Here is a 15,683-nt window from a genome sequence, read left to right as displayed (position 1 = left end):
CGCCTTGAGGCGTCCGGGTGCTGGGCCGGCGGGCGCCGGACTGCCGGACGCCGGGCTGGCGGGCGTCAGCCGGCCGCGACGCGCTCCAGCACCAGCTCGCGCACGCGGGCCGCGTCGGCGGAGCCGCGGGTGGCCTTCATGACCGCCCCCACGATCGCGCCCGCGGCTTGCACCTTGCCGTCGCGGATCTTGCCCGCCACGTCCGGGTTGGCGGCCAGGGCCTCCTCGACGGCGGCCAGCAGCGCGCCGTCGTCGGACACCACGGCCAGGCCGCGGGCGTCGACCACGTGCTGCGGGTCGCCCTCGCCCTCCAGCACGTGCTCCAGCACCTGGCGGGCGAGCTTGTCGTTGAGCTTCCCCCCGTCCACCAGCGCCTGCAGCTGCGCCACGTGCGCGGGCGTGACGGGCAGCTCCTCCAGGGTGGTGCCGCGCGTGTTGGCGGCGCGGCCGAGCTCGCCGGTCCACCACTTGCGGGCGGCGGCCGGCGGGGCGCCCAGGGCGACGGTGGCTTCGACGAGGTCGAGGGCCCCGGCGTTGAGCAGGTCGCGCATGTCGAGGTCGGTCAGGCCCCACTCGCCCTGCAGGCGCCGGCGGCGGGCCGCGGGCGGCTCGGGCAGCGCCGCGCGCAGCTCCTCCACCCACGCCGGGTCCGGCGCGACGGGCACGAGGTCGGGCTCGGGGAAGTAGCGGTAGTCCTCCGCGTCGGACTTCACCCGCCCCGACGTCGTCAGGCCCGTGTCCTCGTGCCAGTGGCGGGTCTCCTGGACCACCGACCCGCCGGCGAGCAGCACGGCGGCCTGGCGGCCGACCTCGTAGCGCACGGCGCGCTCCACCGAGCGCAGCGAGTTGACGTTCTTGGTCTCGGTGCGGGTGCCGAGCCGGGAGCCGGGGGTGTCGCGCAAGGAGAGGTTGACGTCGCAGCGCATCGAGCCCTGCTCCATCTTGACGTCGGAGACGTCCAGGCCGCGCAGCAGGTCGCGCAGGGTGGCCACGTAGGCGCGGGCCACCTCCCCCACGCGGGCGCCGGCGCCGGTGATGGGGCGCGTGACGATCTCGATGAGCGGGATGCCCGCGCGGTTGTAGTCGACCAGGGAGTACTCGGCGCCGTGGATGCGCCCGGTGGTCCCACCGACGTGGGAGGACTTGCCGGTGTCCTCCTCCATGTGGGCGCGCTCGATCTCCACCCGGTGGGTGAAGGCGGGCAGCGAGCCGTCCTCGGAGGCGGGCACCTCCACGTCCAGCCAGCCGTCGAAGGCGATCGGCTCGTCGTACTGGCTGGTCTGGAAGTTCTTGGGCATGTCCGGGTAGAAGTAGTTCTTCCGCGCGAACCGGCACTGCGCCGCGATGGAGCAGTTCAGCGCCAGCCCGATCCGGACCGCGGACTCGACGGCCTTGGCGTTGAGCACCGGCATCGACCCGGGCAGGCCGAGCGAGGTCGGGTCGACCTGCGTGTTCGGCTCGGCGCCGAAGGCGGTCGGCGCCCCGCTGAACATCTTCGTGGCGGTGTTCAGCTCGACGTGGACCTCGAGCCCCACGACGGGGTCGAAGCGGGCCACGGCGTCGTCGTAGGCGATGAGGTCTGCGCTGGTGCTCATGCGGAGGCTCCGGCGGTCGTCGCGGTGGTCGTCTGCGCGGGGTCGCCCGCGGGGGTCCAGGCGGGGACGCGGTCGAGCAGCGTCCCGCCCCACGCGGCGTGCAGGCGCGCCTCGAGGGCGGCGCCCACGCGGTACAGCCGTGCGTCCTCGCGGACGGGCGCCAGCAGCTGCAGCCCCACGGGCAGGCCGTCCTCGGGGGCCAGGCCCACGGGCAGGCTCATCCCGGGGATCCCGGCGAGGTTCGCGGGGATGGTGGCGACGTCACCGCGGTACATGGCCAGCGGGTCGTCGAGCTTCTCCCCCAGCCGGAACGCCGTGGTGGGCGCGGTCGGGCTGACCAGGACGTCGACCTGGCCGAAGGCGGCGGCGAAGTCGCGCTGCACGAGCGTGCGCACCTTCTGCGCGCTGCCGTAGTAGGCGTCGTAGTACCCGCTGGACAGGGCGTAGGTGCCCAGGACGATGCGCCGCTTGGCCTCGGCCCCGAAGCCCCGGGCGCGCGTGGCGGCCATGACCTGCTCGGCGGTCACCTCGGCGGGGTCGACGCCCTCGGGGAGCACGCGCAGGCCGTAGCGCATGCCGTCGTAGCGGGCGAGGTTGCTGCTCGCCTCGCTGGGGAGGATGAGGTAGTACGCGCCCAGCGCGTGCTCGAGGTTCGGGCAGCTCACCTCGACGACGTCGGCGCCGGCGGCGCGCAGCTGGTCGAGCGCCTCGGCGAAGCGCTGCAGCACCCCGGGCTGGAAGCCCTCGGCGTGCCCGGTGCCGCCGAGCTCGGCGACCACGCCGACGCGCACGCCGGACAGGTCCCCCCGGGCGCCCTCGCGGGCAGCGGCGACGACGGCGGGCACCGGGTCGGTCAGCGAGGTGGAGTCGCGCGGGTCGTGCCCGCCCATCACCTCGTGGAGCAGCGCGGTGTCGAGCACGGTGCGCGCGCAGGGCCCGCCCTGGTCCAGGCTGCTGGCCAGGGCGATGAGCCCGTAGCGGGAGACGCCGCCGTAGGTCGGCTTCACCCCGACCGTGCCGGTGACGGCGGCGGGCTGGCGGATGGAGCCGCCGGTGTCGGTGCCCGTGGCCAGCGGAGCCTCGAAGGCGGCCAGCGCCGCGGCCGAGCCGCCGCCGGAACCGCCCGGGATGCGGTCGGCGGCCCACGGGTTGCGGGTGGGCCCGAAGGCGGAGTGCTCGGTGCTGGACCCCATGGCGAACTCGTCCATGTTGGTCTTGCCCAGGGTCACCAGGCCCGCGGCGCGCATCTTCTCGACGACCGTGGCGTCGTAGGGCGGCACCCAGCCCTCGAGCATGCGGGAGCCGGCGGTGCTGGGCATGCCGCGGGTGACCATGACGTCCTTGACGGCCACCGGCACGCCCGCGAGGGCGTGCAGCTCCTCCCCGCGCGCACGGGCGGCGTCGAGCTCGGCGGCGCGGGCGAGCGCCCCCTCGGCGTCGACGTGGAGGAACGCGTGGACGCCCGAGTCGGCGGGTCCGTCGACCTCGGCGATCCGGTCGAGGTGGGCGCGGGTGAGCTCGACGGCCGAGACCTCCCGGGCGGCGAGCGCCGCGGCCATCACCGAGGCGTCCAGGCGGACCAGCTCGGTGCTGGCGTCGGCGCTCATGCGTCCTCCCCGAGGATGCGCGGCACGCGGAACCTGTCGTCCTCCGCCTCCGGGGCCGCGGCGAGGGCGTCGGCGGCGGTCAGCGTCTCCTGGACGACGTCGGGGCGGGTGACGTTGGTCAGGGGGACCGGGTGGCTGGTGGCCGGGACCGGTTCGCCCGTGGCGCGCTCGGCGGCGGCGACGGCACCGGTGACCGAGGCGACCGCGTCGACGATGGCGGTGAGCTGGTCGGCGAGGTGGTCGAGCTCGGCGTCGGGCATGTCGATGCGGGCCAGCCGCGCGAGGTGCGCGACCTCCTCGCGGGGCAGGGCGGGCATGGGAGCCGAGTCTAGGAGGGTCGTCCGGCCGTGGTCGCCGGGCCCGTCGGGCTGATCATGCAGAAGACCCGCAGCCCGGGCTCCCAGGTGCGGGTCTTCTGCATGATCCCGACGCGCTGGTCAGGACTGCTCGTCGCCCTGCTGCTCGGTGGGCTGCTCGGTGGGCTGCTCGGTGGGCTGCTCGTTCGGCGAGGTGGTGACCTGCTCCGGCTGGTCGGCGTCGGAGACGCCCGCGGTCGCGATGCCCTCGGGCGCCTCGGGGGCGGCGGTCACCTCGGTGGCGGTCACCGAGGCGGCGCGGGGACGCCGCGTGCGGGTGCCCGTCGTGCGCGGGCTCGTGCCGGTGGTCCGGCGGGTGCGGGTGGCGCGCGGCGGGGTGTCGGCCGCCTCCGCCTCGGGGGCGTCCTCGGTGTCGCCGCCCGCCCCGGCCGGGGTGCTGGCGGAGGTGCGCCGGGTGCGGGTGCCCGTGGTGCGGGTGCCGGAGGCGCGGGTGCCCGTGGACCGGGTGCCGGAGGCGCGGGTGCGCCGTGCCGGTGCCGCGTCCGTGGCCGCCTGCTCGGCGGGCTGCTCGGACGGCTGCTCGGACGGCTGCTCGGACGGCTGCTCGGACGGCTGCTCGGACGGCTGGCCAGACGGCTGGTCGGACTGCTCGGGCGCGGCTGTGGCATCGGCGGCCGCGGCGGCGTCGGCGTCGCCCTGGCGGCGGGCGGCCTTGCGCGCCAGCTGCTCGTGCTCGCGGCGCGCCTCGTCGGCAGCGACGTCGGCGGTGTGCGCGGCCCTGTCGGCCTTCTTGGCCTTGGCCCGCAGGTCCTCGTGCGAGGCCTTCGCCTTATCCAGCGCCTTCTCGGCGGACGCCAGTGCGGCGCGGGCCTCCCTGCGGGCGGCCTTGGCGGCCGAGACGGCGGCGGCGGCCTCGTCGCGCCGACGGGCGACCTCGTCCCGCCGGGCGGCGGTCTCCTCCTTGGAGGCGGTGGCGCCCTCCAGCGCGCTCTGCGCGGCGCGGAGCCGGTCGGCCAGGCCGACCGACGGGCTCTTCTTGCTCTTCTTCTTGGCCATGGGCCGCAGTCCTACACCCTCTGACCTGCGGCGTCCTGTCGGGAGGTGCCTACGGGGCGCACCCGCCACACCGGGAGCGGGCCGTCGGGCAGGCGCGTGGAGGCGTCACCGCGGGCGGCGTCGAGCTGGGTGGTGGTCACGAAGAGCGCACCTGTGAGGTCAGCACCGCGCAGGTCCGCTCCGCGCAGGTCGGCGCCCAGCAGGTCGGCGCGCCGGAGGTCCGCACCGCGCAGGTCAGCGCCCAGCAGCAGCGCCCCGCGCAGGTCCGCCCCCCGCAGGCGCGCACCCCTCCACCGGCGCCCCGACAGGTCGGCGCCTCGGTGCCGTGCCGTGCGGCCGGGCACCTCCGCGCGCAGGGCCCGGCTGGCGTGCTCCAGCAGCGGCCCGGCGGCGCGGCGCTGCTCGCCGACGTCGACCCCGGCCAGCTGCTCCCGGCCGGAGTCGGCGAGCTGCTCGACACGGGCGCGCAGCGCCGCGACCTCGTCGCGCAGGGGCCCGGGCCGCAGCAGCGCCTGCGCCTCGGTGAGGTGCCACAGCACCTCGTGGAGCCCGCGCAGGGAGGCCAGCACGCCCGGCAGGTCAGGTGCCTCGGCCAGCAGGTGCCCCGGGGCCGGAGGCCCGCCGGGCCGCTGCCCGAAGACGACCTGCACGGCGCGCTGGCCGGCGCCGAAGCAGTCGAAGGCCACGCAGCCGGGGAAGCCGCGCTGCACCAGCTGGTCGTGGATGCCGCACCGGGCGTCGGCGAGCAGGTTCGGGCAGGGGCTGCCGGCGGGCTTGTCGAGGGCGAAGTCGGTCGACCGGCCGAAGGCCGGCAGCACGCAGCACAGCGCTGCGCACCGCCCGCAGTCGGCGCGCAGGGCCGACCTGTCAGCCACCCGGCTCCTCGGCCGGCTGCTCGGCGGAGTCCTCGCGGGAGTCCTCGGCGGAGTCCTCGGCGGGCTCCTCGGGCGCGGGCGGCGGCCCGTCGGCCAGCAGCCGCTCGAAGCCCTCCTCGTCGAGCACGGGCACGCCGAGCTCCTCGGCCCTGGCGGCCTTGCTGCCCGGGCTGTCACCGACCACCACGTAGGAGGTCTTCTTCGACACCGACGAGGACGCCTTGCCCCCGCGGGACAAGATCGCCTCCTTCGCCTCGTCGCGGCTGAAGCGCTCCAGGGAGCCGGTGACGACGATGGTCAGCCCCTCCAGCGTCCGCTCCACCCCGGCGGCGGCCTCGTCGGCCATCGACACCCCGGCGGCGGCCCACGCGTCGACCACGGCGGCGTGCCAGTCGACGGAGAACCACTCGACCACGGCCTCGGCGATGGTCGGGCCGACGCCGTCGACGGCGGCGAGCTCCTCCTGGGAGGCGGCGCGGATCGCGTCCATCGAGCCGAACCGCTGCGCCAGGGCCCGGGCTGCCGTGGGCCCGACGTGGCGGATCGACAGCCCGACGAGCGCGCGCCACAGCGGCCGGTCCTTGGCGGCCTCGAGGTTGGCCAGCAGCCGCACGCCGTTGGCGTTGAGGACCCGGCCCTCACCCTCCCCCTTCTTGGGCGCGCGGGTGAACAGCGGCAGCGCCAGCAGGTCCTCGGCGGTCAGCGCGAACAGCCCGCCCTCGTCGGCGAGGACCTGGCGGCCGTCGTCGTCGGCCTCCGTCAGCGCCGTGGCCGCCTCGTAGCCCAGGGCCTCGACGTCGAAGGCGCCGCGCCCGGCGACGTGGAAGACGCGCTCGCGCAGCTGCGCGGGGCAGGTGCGGGCGTTGGGGCAGCGCAGGTCGGCGTCGCCCTCCCGCTCGAAGCGCAGCTCGGTGCCGCACTCGGGGCAGTGCGTGGGCATCTCGAAGGCGCGCTCGGTGCCCTTCCGCAGGTCGACGACGGGGCCGACCACCTCGGGGATGACGTCGCCGGCCTTGCGCACGACCACGGTGTCGCCGATGAGCACGCCCTTGCGCACCACCTCGCTGGCGTTGTGCAGGGTGGCCAGCTGCACCGTCGACCCCGAGACCTTCACCGGGACCATGTGGGCGAACGGCGTGACGCGGCCGGTGCGGCCCACGTTGACGCGGATGTCGAGCAGCTGCGTCGTGACCTCCTCCGGCGGGTACTTCCACGCGATGGCCCACCGGGGCGCGCGGGAGGTGGCGCCCAGGCGCCGCTGCTGGGAGACCTCGTCGACCTTGACCACCACGCCGTCGATCTCGTGCTCGACGGCGGCGGCGTCGTGGCGGTGCTCGCCGTAGTGGTCGATGTACTCCTGGACCGCCTCGAGGGTGTCCACCACGCGGTAGGCGGGCGAGGTCGGCAGGCCCCAGGAGCGCAGCAGCTCGTACGTCTGCGACTGGCTGGCCGGCTCCAGGCCTCCGCGCACGCCCAGGCCGTGCACGATCATCGACAGCGGCCGGGAGGCGGTGACCCGCGGGTCCTTCTGGCGCAGGGACCCCGCGGCGGCGTTGCGGGGGTTGGCGAAGGGCGCCTTCCCGGCCTCGACCAGGGAGGCGTTGAGCGCCTCGAAGTCCGCCACGGGGAAGAACACCTCCCCGCGCACCTCGAAGACCTCGGGGAAGCTGCCCGTGCCGTCGGCGGCCCCGGTGAGCTGCTGCGGCACCGCGCCGATGGTGCGGACGTTGTGGGTGACGTCCTCACCGGTGCGCCCGTCGCCGCGGGTGGCGGCCAGCACCAGGCGGCCGCGCTCGTAGCGCAGGTTCACCGCCAGCCCGTCGATCTTCAGCTCGCACAGCCAGCGGACCGCCGGCGCCTCCGCGCGGCCGTCGGACAGGTCGCGCTGCACGCGCCCGGCCCAGGTGGCCAGCTCCTCGCGGGTGAAGACGTTGTCGAGGCTGAGCATCCGCTCGAGGTGGTCGACGGCGGCGAAGTCGGTGCTGAAGGTCCCGCCCACCACCTGGGTCGGGGAGTCGGGCACCCGCAGGTCGGGGTGGGCCTCCTCCAGGGCCTCCAGGCGGCGCAGCAGCGCGTCGAACTCGCCGTCGGCGATGGTCGGGGCGTCGCGCACGTAGTAGGCGAAGCGGGCGGCGCGGACCCGCTCGGCCAGCTCGTCCCACTCGCGGCGCACCTCGGGCGGAGCGCTGGGCAGTTCCTGCACCGCCTCCGGCGCCGTCTCCTGCTCTGTCACCCGCCCAGTCTGCCCAGCGCCTCCGACAGCGCGACCGAGGGCCGCCGAGGGCTACCGACGACCACCCCGGCGGCGCAGCAGCACCACGCCGAGCACCGCGGCCGTCAGCGCCAGGTGGCCCGCGACCAGCAGGTCCGCGCCCTCCCCGGTGCGCAGCGCCAGGCCCGTGGTGGCGGCGTCGCCCCGCAGCAGCCGGTCGACCACGAGGAAGGCCAGGTGGCACCCGACGCACGCCCAGACCGACCCGACCACGGCCCGCACCAGCAGCAGCACCACGGCCAGGGCGGCGAGCTGCGCGGCGTGGGAGACCGGGTCCCGCCCGCCGGGGGCGTAGCCCGCGGCCGGCACCCCGACCCCGAGCCACTCCCCCAGCTGCGCCGTCGCCCAGACCACCGCCGCGGGCGCCGCCACGGAGGCCGCGACCGCCACCAGGCCGGCCAGCCAGCCGGGCAGGTGCCCGCGCAGCCCGCCGAAGACGCCGCCGCGCAGCGCGAGCTCCTGCGGCACCGCCTCCAGCGCCGCGGCCAGCAGCAGCGTCACCACGAGCCACAGCAGCAGCGCGGGCACGTCGACGCCGGTCACCGCGAACCCGCCCGCGCCCCCGGCCAGGTGGTCGGCGAGCAGCACCAGCCCCGCCGCGCCCAGCCCGACGGCCGCTCCGGCGAGCACCAGCACCGGCCGGCGCACCCCCAGCACGGGCTGCCAGCGCGAGCGGCCGTGGGCCGCGAGCACCAGCGGCACGGTCACCGCGAGGACGACGGCGGCGGGCACCGCCCGGGCGGCCTCGCCGGAGGCGCCGGCGTCGCGGGCGGCGGCCAGCGCCACGCCGGCCAGGCCGAGCCCGAGCACGAGGGAGAGCCAGGAGGCGGTGGCGCGGGCGAGGTCGCCCGTCAGCCGGTCCCCTGAGGAGGAGCGGGCGGGTGGCACGGCCCCACCCTGCCGGGTGCCTCAGGCCTCGGCGAGGACCTCGCCCAGCGCGTCGGCGGTCGCGCCCAGGCGCGCCAGCGCGGCGGCGGCGGCGGACGGCGGCAGCGCAGCCATCCCGGTCGACGTCGTCACCACCACCCGCGCGAGCTGGGAGGCGGGCAGGCCGAGCCGGTCCCACGGGGTGCGCACCGCGGCGAGCAGCGCCGAGACCTCCGGCAGCGCGGCGCCCCCGGCGAGCGCCGGGACGTCCAGCACGCCCAGGTGCAGCTCGTGCCCGGACTCCAGCGCCTCGGCGAGCTCCTCCCAGACGGCGGTGCCCAGCGGGCGCGACGGCGGGGCGGAGACCACCAGCGCGTCGGCGCCCGCGGTGCGCAGCAGCGGCCAGGGGGAGGTCGAGGAGGGCGACGACGGCGCCGTGCAGCGCAGGGCCGTCCGCACGCCCGCGGCGCGCAGGGCGCCGGTGAGCTCGCGCAGGCCGTCGCGGGCGCGCTGCGCGTCGACGGCGCGCAGCCGCCCCCAGCCGCTGGCGGTGGGCACGCGGCCCTCCAGGACCGCCGGCAGCGACGGCTCGTCGACCTGCACCAGCAGCTCGGCGCCCGGCACGAGGCGCTGCACGTCGCCGGCGTGCTGCAGCACCCCCTCGACCAGGGAGGCGAGCAGGTCGCGGGCGGCGCCCTCGTCGACGACGGCGCGCTCGCCGCGCGGCAGCCACACCGAGGCCGCCAGGCTCCACGGGCCGACCACCTGCAGCTTGAGCGGGCCCGCGTACCCGTCGGCGGCCTCGGCGAGGGCGTCGAGGTCGGCGGTGCGGAAGGACGCCGCGCGCTGGGCGTCGCGGCCGGGGTGGTCGACCAGGCGCCAGCCGACGGGCTGCAGGTCCACCGGCATGTCGACCAGCAGCGCGGCGGTGCGCCCGGTGGGGTCGGCGCCCGGCCCGCGCGCGGGCAGCTCGGGGGCGAAGGGCAGGTGGTCCCCGCCCAGCTCGCCGAGGACGGCGCGGGCGGCCTCCAGGGGGTCCTCCCCCGGCCAGGCGCCGGTCGCCGTGGCGCGAGGGGCGTGGGGGGCCGGCGACGGGGAGGTCATGCCCCCAGGGTCGCGCGCGCCGCCAGGACCGCCGCGGTGAGGGTGGCCGAGCCCACCACGCGGGTGCCGTCGTACAGGGCCAGCAGCTGGCCCGGTGCCACCCCGCGCGCGGGCTCGTCGAGCCGCACCCGCACCGTGCCGGCGCCCGGCGCGCCGTCGTCGACGTCCTCCACGGTACAGGCCAGCTCGGCGCCGTGGGCGCGCACCTGCGCCCCCAGCCGCTGACCCGGCTGCGGCGCCGGACCGCACCAGACGGCGCCGTCACCGGACAGGACGTCGACGTCGAGCTCCTCGGCCGAGCCGACCACCACGCGGCGCTCGGCCACGGACACCGACAGCACGTACCGCGGCTTCCCGTCGGCGGCGGGCACGCCCAGGCGCAGTCCGCGGCGCTGCCCGACGGTGTAGCCGGCGGCGCCGCCGTGGGCGCCCACGACGGCACCGGAGCTGTCGACCACGTCGCCGGGCTCCCGGGCGCCCTCGGGCAGCCGGGCGCCCAGCCAGGCGCGGGTGTCGCCGTCGGGGACGAAGCAGATGTCGGTGCTGTCGGGCTTGTCGGCCAGCGCGAGGCCGCGGGCGGCGGCCTCGGCGCGGACCTCGTCCTTGGACCCGGCGCTCCCGAGCGGGAACAGCGCCGTGGCCAGGCGCGCCGGCGGCAGCACGGCGAGCACGTAGGACTGGTCCTTGGCCAGGTCGCGGCTGCGGTGCAGCTCCGGTGCGCCCGCCGCCCCCGGCTCCAGGCGCGCGTAGTGGCCGGTGGCCACCGCGTCGAAGCCGAGCGCGAGGGCCCGGTCGGCCAGCGCGGCGAACTTGACCTTCTGGTTGCAGCGCACGCAGGGGTTGGGGGTGCGGCCGGCGGCGTACTCGGCCACGAAGTCGTCGACGACGTCGCGCCCGAAGCGCTCGGACAGGTCCCACACGTAGAACGGGACGCCGATCACGTCGGCGGCGCGCCGCGCGTCGCGGGAGTCCTCGACCGTGCAGCAGCCCCTCGCCCGGCCGGGCACCGCGCTCGGGGAGGCGCTGGCCAGGGCCAGGTGCACCGCGACCACGTCGTGGCCGGCGTCCACGGCGCGGGCCGCCGCGACGGCCGAGTCGACGCCCCCGGACAGCGCCGCCAGCACCCTCACAGCAGCCGCCTCACGAGCCCGCGAGCGCCAGGCCCGCGGTGCGCGCCCGCTCGACCACGGGGCCGAGCACCTCGGCGGCGCGGACGACGTCGGCGGCGGTGCTGGTGCGCCCGAGGCTGAAGCGCAGCGCGCCGGCGGCCTCGGCGTCGCTCAGGCCCATGGCGCGCAGCACGTGGCTGGGCTGGGGCACCCCGGCGGTGCAGGCCGACCCGGTGGAGCACTCCACGCCCTGGGCGTCGAGCAGGTACAGCAGCGCGTCGCCCTCGGCGCCCGGCACGGTGACGTGCAGCAGCCCGGGCAGGCGGTCCTCGGCGCGGGCGGCGCCGCGGACCACGGCGTCGGGCACGGCGGCCAGCACGCCCGCCTCGAGCTGGTCGCGCAGGGCGCGCAGCGCGGCGGCGCGCTCGGCGAGGGTCGAGACCGCTGCCGTGGTGGCCACGGCCAGGCCGCGCGCCGCGGCGGCGTCGACGCTGCCGGAGCGCACCCCGCCCTCCTGGCCGCCGCCGTGCAGCACCGGCACCAGGGTCGTGCCGCGGCGCAGCACCAGGGCGCCGACGCCGGTGGTGCCGCCCAGCTTGTGGCCGGTGAAGGACAGCGCCGCCAGGCCGGAGGCGGCGAAGTCGACGGGCACCTGCCCGACGGCCTGGACGGCGTCGGAGTGCACGGGCACGCCGTGGCGGGAGGCCAGCTCGACCACCTCGGCCAGCGGCTGCAGGGTGCCGACCTCGTTGTTGGCCCACATGACGCTGACGAGCGCCACGGAGGCGGGGTCGCGCTCGAGGGACTCGCGCAGCGCGTCCAGGCGCAGCCGGCCCTCGCCGTCCACGGGCAGCTCCTCCACCTGCGCGCCCAGCCCGGCGGGGTGCTGGCCCAGCCAGTGCGCGGGGTCGAGCACGCCGTGGTGCTCCACCGCGGAGACCAGCACGCGGGTGCGCCGCGGGTCCTCCGCGTGCCGGGCCCAGAACAGGCCCTTGACCGCGAGGTTGTCGGACTCGGTGCCGCCGCCGGTGAGCACCACCTCGCCGGGACGGGCTCCCAGCGCCGCCGCCAGCTCCTCGCGGGACTCCTCCACCACCCGCCGCGCGGAGCGCCCCGAGCTGTGCAGGGCGGAGGCGTTGCCCGAACGGGTGAGCTCCGCGAGCACCGCCTCGGCCGCCTCGGGCAGCACGGGCGTGTCGGCAGCGTGGTCCAGGTACGCCGTCACGCACCGAGGGTACGTCGTGCGGCAGAGTCATCCCCCATGACCAGCGCGAAGAGCACGGCCCTGGGCGTCCGCCTCCAGCCGGGGGGAGCCAGCGCGGCCGTCGTCGCCTCCCGCGCCGAGGCGGTGGACGTGTGCCTGCTCGACCCCGCGCCCGGCGGGGCCGGCTGGGTGGAGCGCCGCGTGCCCCTGCAGCGGCGCCCCGGCGGGCTGTGGACCGGGCAGCTGCCCGGCGTGCGCGCCGGCCAGCGCTACGGCCTGCGCGTCGACGGGCCCTGGGAGCCGGCCGCGGGCCTGCGCCACGACCCGGCCAAGCTGCTGCTGGACCCCTACGCGCTGGCGGTGGAGGGCGAGCTGCGGTGGGGGCCGGAGCTGTTCGCCCACGAGGTCGACGGCCCGCAGTGGCTCCCGCGCGAGCCCTCGCCGGCCGCCCAGCGGCGCAGCGGGCTGGACAGCGCCGGCTGCGCGCCCGTCGGCGTCGTCGTCGAGGCCCCCCAGGCCGACGCGGCGGCGCGCCCGCGCACGCCGTGGTCGCGCACCGTGGTCTACGAGGCGCACCTGCGGGGGCTGACGCGGCTGCACCCCGAAGTCCCGCCGGAGCTGCGCGGCACCTGGGCGGGCCTGGCCCACCCCGCCGTCGTCGAGCACCTCACGCGCCTGGGCGCCACCGCGGTGGAGCTGCTGCCGGTGCAGGCGGTCGGCTCGGAGGTCTCCCTGGCGCGGCGCGGGCAGGCGAACTACTGGGGCTACTCCACGCTCAGCTGGTTCGCCCCCGAGCCGCGCTACGCCACCGCCGCGGCGCGCGCGGCGGGCCCGGCGGCGGTGCTGGCCGAGGTCCGCGACGCGGTGGCGGCCCTGCACGCCGCGGGCCTGGAGGTGCTGCTCGACGTCGTCTACAACCACTCCTGCGAGGGGCACGCGCACGACGGGCCGAGCCTGTCGCTGCGCGGCCTGGACGCCACCGGCTACTACCGGCTGGACGGCGAGGGCCGCGACGTCGACTCCACCGGGTGCGGCAACAGCCTGGACTTCGGCCGGCCGCAGTGCGTGCGGCTGGCGATGGACTCCCTGCGGCACTGGGTGACGGCCTTCGGGGTGGACGGCTTCCGGTTCGACCTGGCCCCCACGCTGGGCCGCGGTCTGGACGGGGGCTACCGCCCCGACGCCCCGCTGCTGCTGGCGATGGGGGCCGACCCGGTGCTGTCCGACACCAAGCTCATCGCCGAGCCGTGGGACCTCGGGCACGACGGGTGGCGCACCGGGGACTTCCCGCAGCCGTTCGCGGAGTGGAACGACAGGTTCCGCGACGGCGCCCGGGAGTTCTGGCTCGCGGTGCCCCGGCGCGCCTCCCAGGGCGAGCCGACCGGGTCGGGGCTGGGAGAGCTGGCGCTGCGCCTGACGGGCTCGGCGGACCTCTTCGGCGGCGGGCCCGGTGACCGCGGGCCCATGGCGTCGGTGAGCTTCGTCACCGCCCACGACGGGTTCACCCTCGCCGACGCGTGCGCGTTCGACCACAAGCACAACCACGCCAACGGCGAGGACAACCGCGACGGCACCGACGCCAACCGCTCCTGGAACCACGGCATGGAGGGGTGGCCGGGCGGGGGCGGCACCGCCGCCGGGCCGCTGCTGGGCGCGGTCGGCGCCGACGGTCCCGCCGCGGTGGACCCCGACGAGCTCATGGTCGCGGCGCTGCGGCGCCGCTCGATGCGCAACCTGCTGGCCACGCTCGTGCTCTCGGCCGGCGTCCCGATGCTCACCGCCGGTGACGAGGTCGGGCGCTCCCAGGGCGGCAACAACAACCCCTACTGCCTGGACGACGAGACCTCCTGGGTCGACTGGCGGCTGGCGCCCTGGCAGCAGGACCTTCTCGAGACCACCCGGCAGCTGCTGGCGCTGCGCGCGGCGCACCCGGTCCTGCACGCCGAGCAGCCGCCGCGCCCGGCGCGGGCCGAGCCGGTCGCGGGCGCGCCGCAGCTGACCTGGTGGGACGCCGACGGCGCGCTGATGGACCCCGAGGACTGGCACGACCCGCAGAACCGCACGGTGCAGGTGCACCTGGGCGCCGCGCAGACCGGCGGGGAGGACCTCCTGCTCGTCCTGGCCGGCGACCTCGACGACGGCGACGTCGTCCTGCCGCCCCAGCCCGGCGCCGCCGGGTACCGGCTGCTGTGGGACAGCGCCGTGGAGCGCTACCCCGCGGGCGCGCTGGGAGCGCTCGACGCCGTGGGCGCGGTGGTGGCCGTCAGCGCGCTGTCGGTGCGCGTGTACCGGTCCTGTCCCCCGGCTCAGGAGGACGCCGAGGACGCTCCCGCCGCGGGCCAGGCCACCGCGCCGTCGGAGCCGACCACGGCGCGCAGGTAGGAGTCGTCGAAGACGCTGGCCGGGTCCGGGACGCTCTCGAGCTCACCGGACCCGACCAGCACCTCGCCCTCGGCGGCCAGCGCCGCGGGGTCGACGAAGCCGATCGGCTGCCCGGCCGGGGTGGAGTCCGCGACGAGCTGGGACTCGGTGGTGAAGACCTGCTCGTTGTGGGTGACGTCGAAGCCGCTGCCGCCCCCGCTCCTGTCGGCGGCGGCCTGCACGCACTGCTCCAGCTGGCTCTGGCAGACCTCGTGGGCGTGCAGGAGCGCGCGGAGGAAGTCCTGGACGGCGGTCGGGTGGGCGTTCGCGAAGGCGGGGTTGGCGATGAGCTGCCCGAAGGAGCCGGTCACGCCGTAGTCCTCGGGGTCCCACTGGGTGACCTGCTCGCCCGCGGCGGCCAGCACCAGCGGCTCGTTGGACTTGTAGCCGGTCAGCGACTGCACCTGGCCGCGCACGAGCACGGTGGGGTCGTAGCCGACCTTGACCTGGGTGATCGAGCCGACGTCGACCCCGGCGGTGACGAGCATCGCGCGCAGGGGGGCGGGCAGGCTGCCCTTGTGCCCGAGCGTCGTGCCGTCGAGCTGGGTGAGGTCGGTGACGCTCGGCTCGGTCATGAGGGTGGCGATCGGCACGTGCCCGAAGGTGGCGACGCCGACGACGTCGGCACCGCCGGCCACCGCGAGCATCGCCTCGGCCGCGCTGCCGACGCCGGACAGCTGCGCCCTGCCGGCGGCGGTGAGCTGGGCGCCCTGGGCGGTGTCGCCGCTGCCGGGCTGGAGCTGCACGTCGAGGCAGACGTCGTCGAAGAAGCCCAACGACTCCGCGGCGACGGCCTCCAGGATCGTCGTGGAGGCCTGGAACTGGTAGCCGGTGAGGTAGGTGACCGTGCCGGCGTCGCGGTTCTGGGCGCACCGGTCGGCGTCGATGACTCCCGAGGCCGGTGCGTCGGAGCCGGACCCGCCCGGGGCGTCGGAGGAGCCGGAGCAGGCGGACAGCGCGAGCACGGCGGCGCAGGCGGCCGCCAGCGCGCCGGGGGTGGAGCGGCGTCGGAGCGTGGTCACGCGCCGATTGTCAGGCCTGGCCCGCCCGCGCCGCGCCGCACCGCCGTCGCGCAGGTGCACTCCAGGGGCGTCCGGACGCCCGGGTCGCCCCTCTCCTGCACCCGCGCCGCTCCGCCCGACAGGGCGGCGGGCGTGCGCGGGCGTCCCAGTCAGCGGGCAGAGGTGCGCCGGAGGGGCCGTCAGGGCGCTCCCGGCGGACCTCTGCCCGCTGGACGGGACGCAGGCGGTGACGCC

At 77.3% G+C, this 15,683-nt stretch carries 12 protein-coding genes; 1 reads left to right on the top strand and 11 read right to left on the bottom strand.

Going from position 1 to position 15,683, the window contains the following annotated elements; all coding sequences use genetic code 11:
- Positions 1-65: 65 nt before the first annotated feature.
- The 10 genes from gatB to ACUN9U_RS13550 form a co-directional block, all read right to left on the bottom strand.
- The gene (gene gatB, locus ACUN9U_RS13595; RefSeq protein ID WP_445485533.1) at positions 66-1,595 is read right to left on the bottom strand and encodes an Asp-tRNA(Asn)/Glu-tRNA(Gln) amidotransferase subunit GatB; all 1,530 of its coding nucleotides are present in this window, start codon (positions 1,593-1,595) and stop codon (positions 66-68) included.
- Positions 1,592-3,202 (bottom strand): Asp-tRNA(Asn)/Glu-tRNA(Gln) amidotransferase subunit GatA, encoded by a 1,611-nt coding sequence (gene gatA / locus ACUN9U_RS13590; RefSeq protein ID WP_445485532.1) that lies wholly within the window; start codon positions 3,200-3,202, stop codon positions 1,592-1,594. Before gatA ends, gatB begins: the two co-directional genes overlap by 4 nt.
- Positions 3,199-3,519, bottom strand: coding sequence for an Asp-tRNA(Asn)/Glu-tRNA(Gln) amidotransferase subunit GatC (gene gatC / locus ACUN9U_RS13585; protein ID WP_445485531.1), 321 nt, complete (start codon positions 3,517-3,519; stop codon positions 3,199-3,201). Before gatC ends, gatA begins: the two co-directional genes overlap by 4 nt.
- A 120-nt stretch (positions 3,520-3,639) precedes the next feature.
- Positions 3,640-4,575 carry a hypothetical protein gene (locus ACUN9U_RS13580; protein WP_445485530.1) on the bottom strand — a complete coding sequence of 312 codons (936 nt, stop codon included), beginning with the start codon at positions 4,573-4,575 and terminating at the stop codon, positions 3,640-3,642.
- 11 nt (positions 4,576-4,586) lie between these two features.
- Positions 4,587-5,450: a pentapeptide repeat-containing protein gene (locus ACUN9U_RS13575; protein ID WP_445485529.1), complete on the bottom strand. Its 864-nt coding sequence runs from the start codon at positions 5,448-5,450 to the stop codon at positions 4,587-4,589.
- A complete protein-coding gene (gene ligA / locus ACUN9U_RS13570; protein ID WP_445485528.1) occupies positions 5,443-7,683 on the bottom strand; it encodes an NAD-dependent DNA ligase LigA in 2,241 nt (746 codons plus the stop codon). The genes ACUN9U_RS13575 and ligA overlap by 8 nt, the downstream gene beginning before the upstream one ends.
- A 51-nt stretch (positions 7,684-7,734) precedes the next feature.
- On the bottom strand, positions 7,735-8,610 hold the full coding sequence (locus ACUN9U_RS13565) for a hypothetical protein (protein WP_445485527.1): 876 nt from the start codon (positions 8,608-8,610) through the stop codon (positions 7,735-7,737).
- A 21-nt stretch (positions 8,611-8,631) separates the two neighbouring features.
- Complete coding sequence (locus ACUN9U_RS13560) at positions 8,632-9,693, bottom strand: hypothetical protein (protein ID WP_445485526.1); 1,062 nt, start codon at positions 9,691-9,693, stop codon at positions 8,632-8,634.
- Positions 9,690-10,823: a tRNA 2-thiouridine(34) synthase MnmA gene (mnmA, locus tag ACUN9U_RS13555; protein ID WP_445485525.1), complete on the bottom strand. Its 1,134-nt coding sequence runs from the start codon at positions 10,821-10,823 to the stop codon at positions 9,690-9,692. The genes ACUN9U_RS13560 and mnmA overlap by 4 nt, the downstream gene beginning before the upstream one ends.
- Before the next feature lie 10 nt (positions 10,824-10,833).
- Positions 10,834-12,027, bottom strand: a complete 1,194-nt coding sequence (locus ACUN9U_RS13550; protein WP_445485524.1) for a cysteine desulfurase family protein — start codon at positions 12,025-12,027, stop codon at positions 10,834-10,836.
- Between the two features lie 36 nt (positions 12,028-12,063).
- Here ACUN9U_RS13550 and glgX point away from each other — a divergent pair, with 36 nt between their 5' ends.
- Positions 12,064-14,388 (top strand): glycogen debranching protein GlgX, encoded by a 2,325-nt coding sequence (gene glgX, locus ACUN9U_RS13545; RefSeq protein WP_445485523.1) that lies wholly within the window; start codon positions 12,064-12,066, stop codon positions 14,386-14,388.
- Here the strand turns inward: glgX and ACUN9U_RS13540 are convergent.
- Positions 14,313-15,449, bottom strand: coding sequence for an ABC transporter substrate-binding protein (locus ACUN9U_RS13540; RefSeq protein WP_445485522.1), 1,137 nt, complete (start codon positions 15,447-15,449; stop codon positions 14,313-14,315). The two genes, glgX and ACUN9U_RS13540, sit on opposite strands and share 76 nt — an antisense overlap.
- Positions 15,450-15,683 lie beyond the last annotated feature (234 nt).

Source organism: Quadrisphaera sp. KR29 (assembly GCF_052644995.1).
The sequence above is the reverse complement of the archived record's forward strand: the minus strand, read 5'-3'. Positions and strand labels throughout refer to the sequence as shown.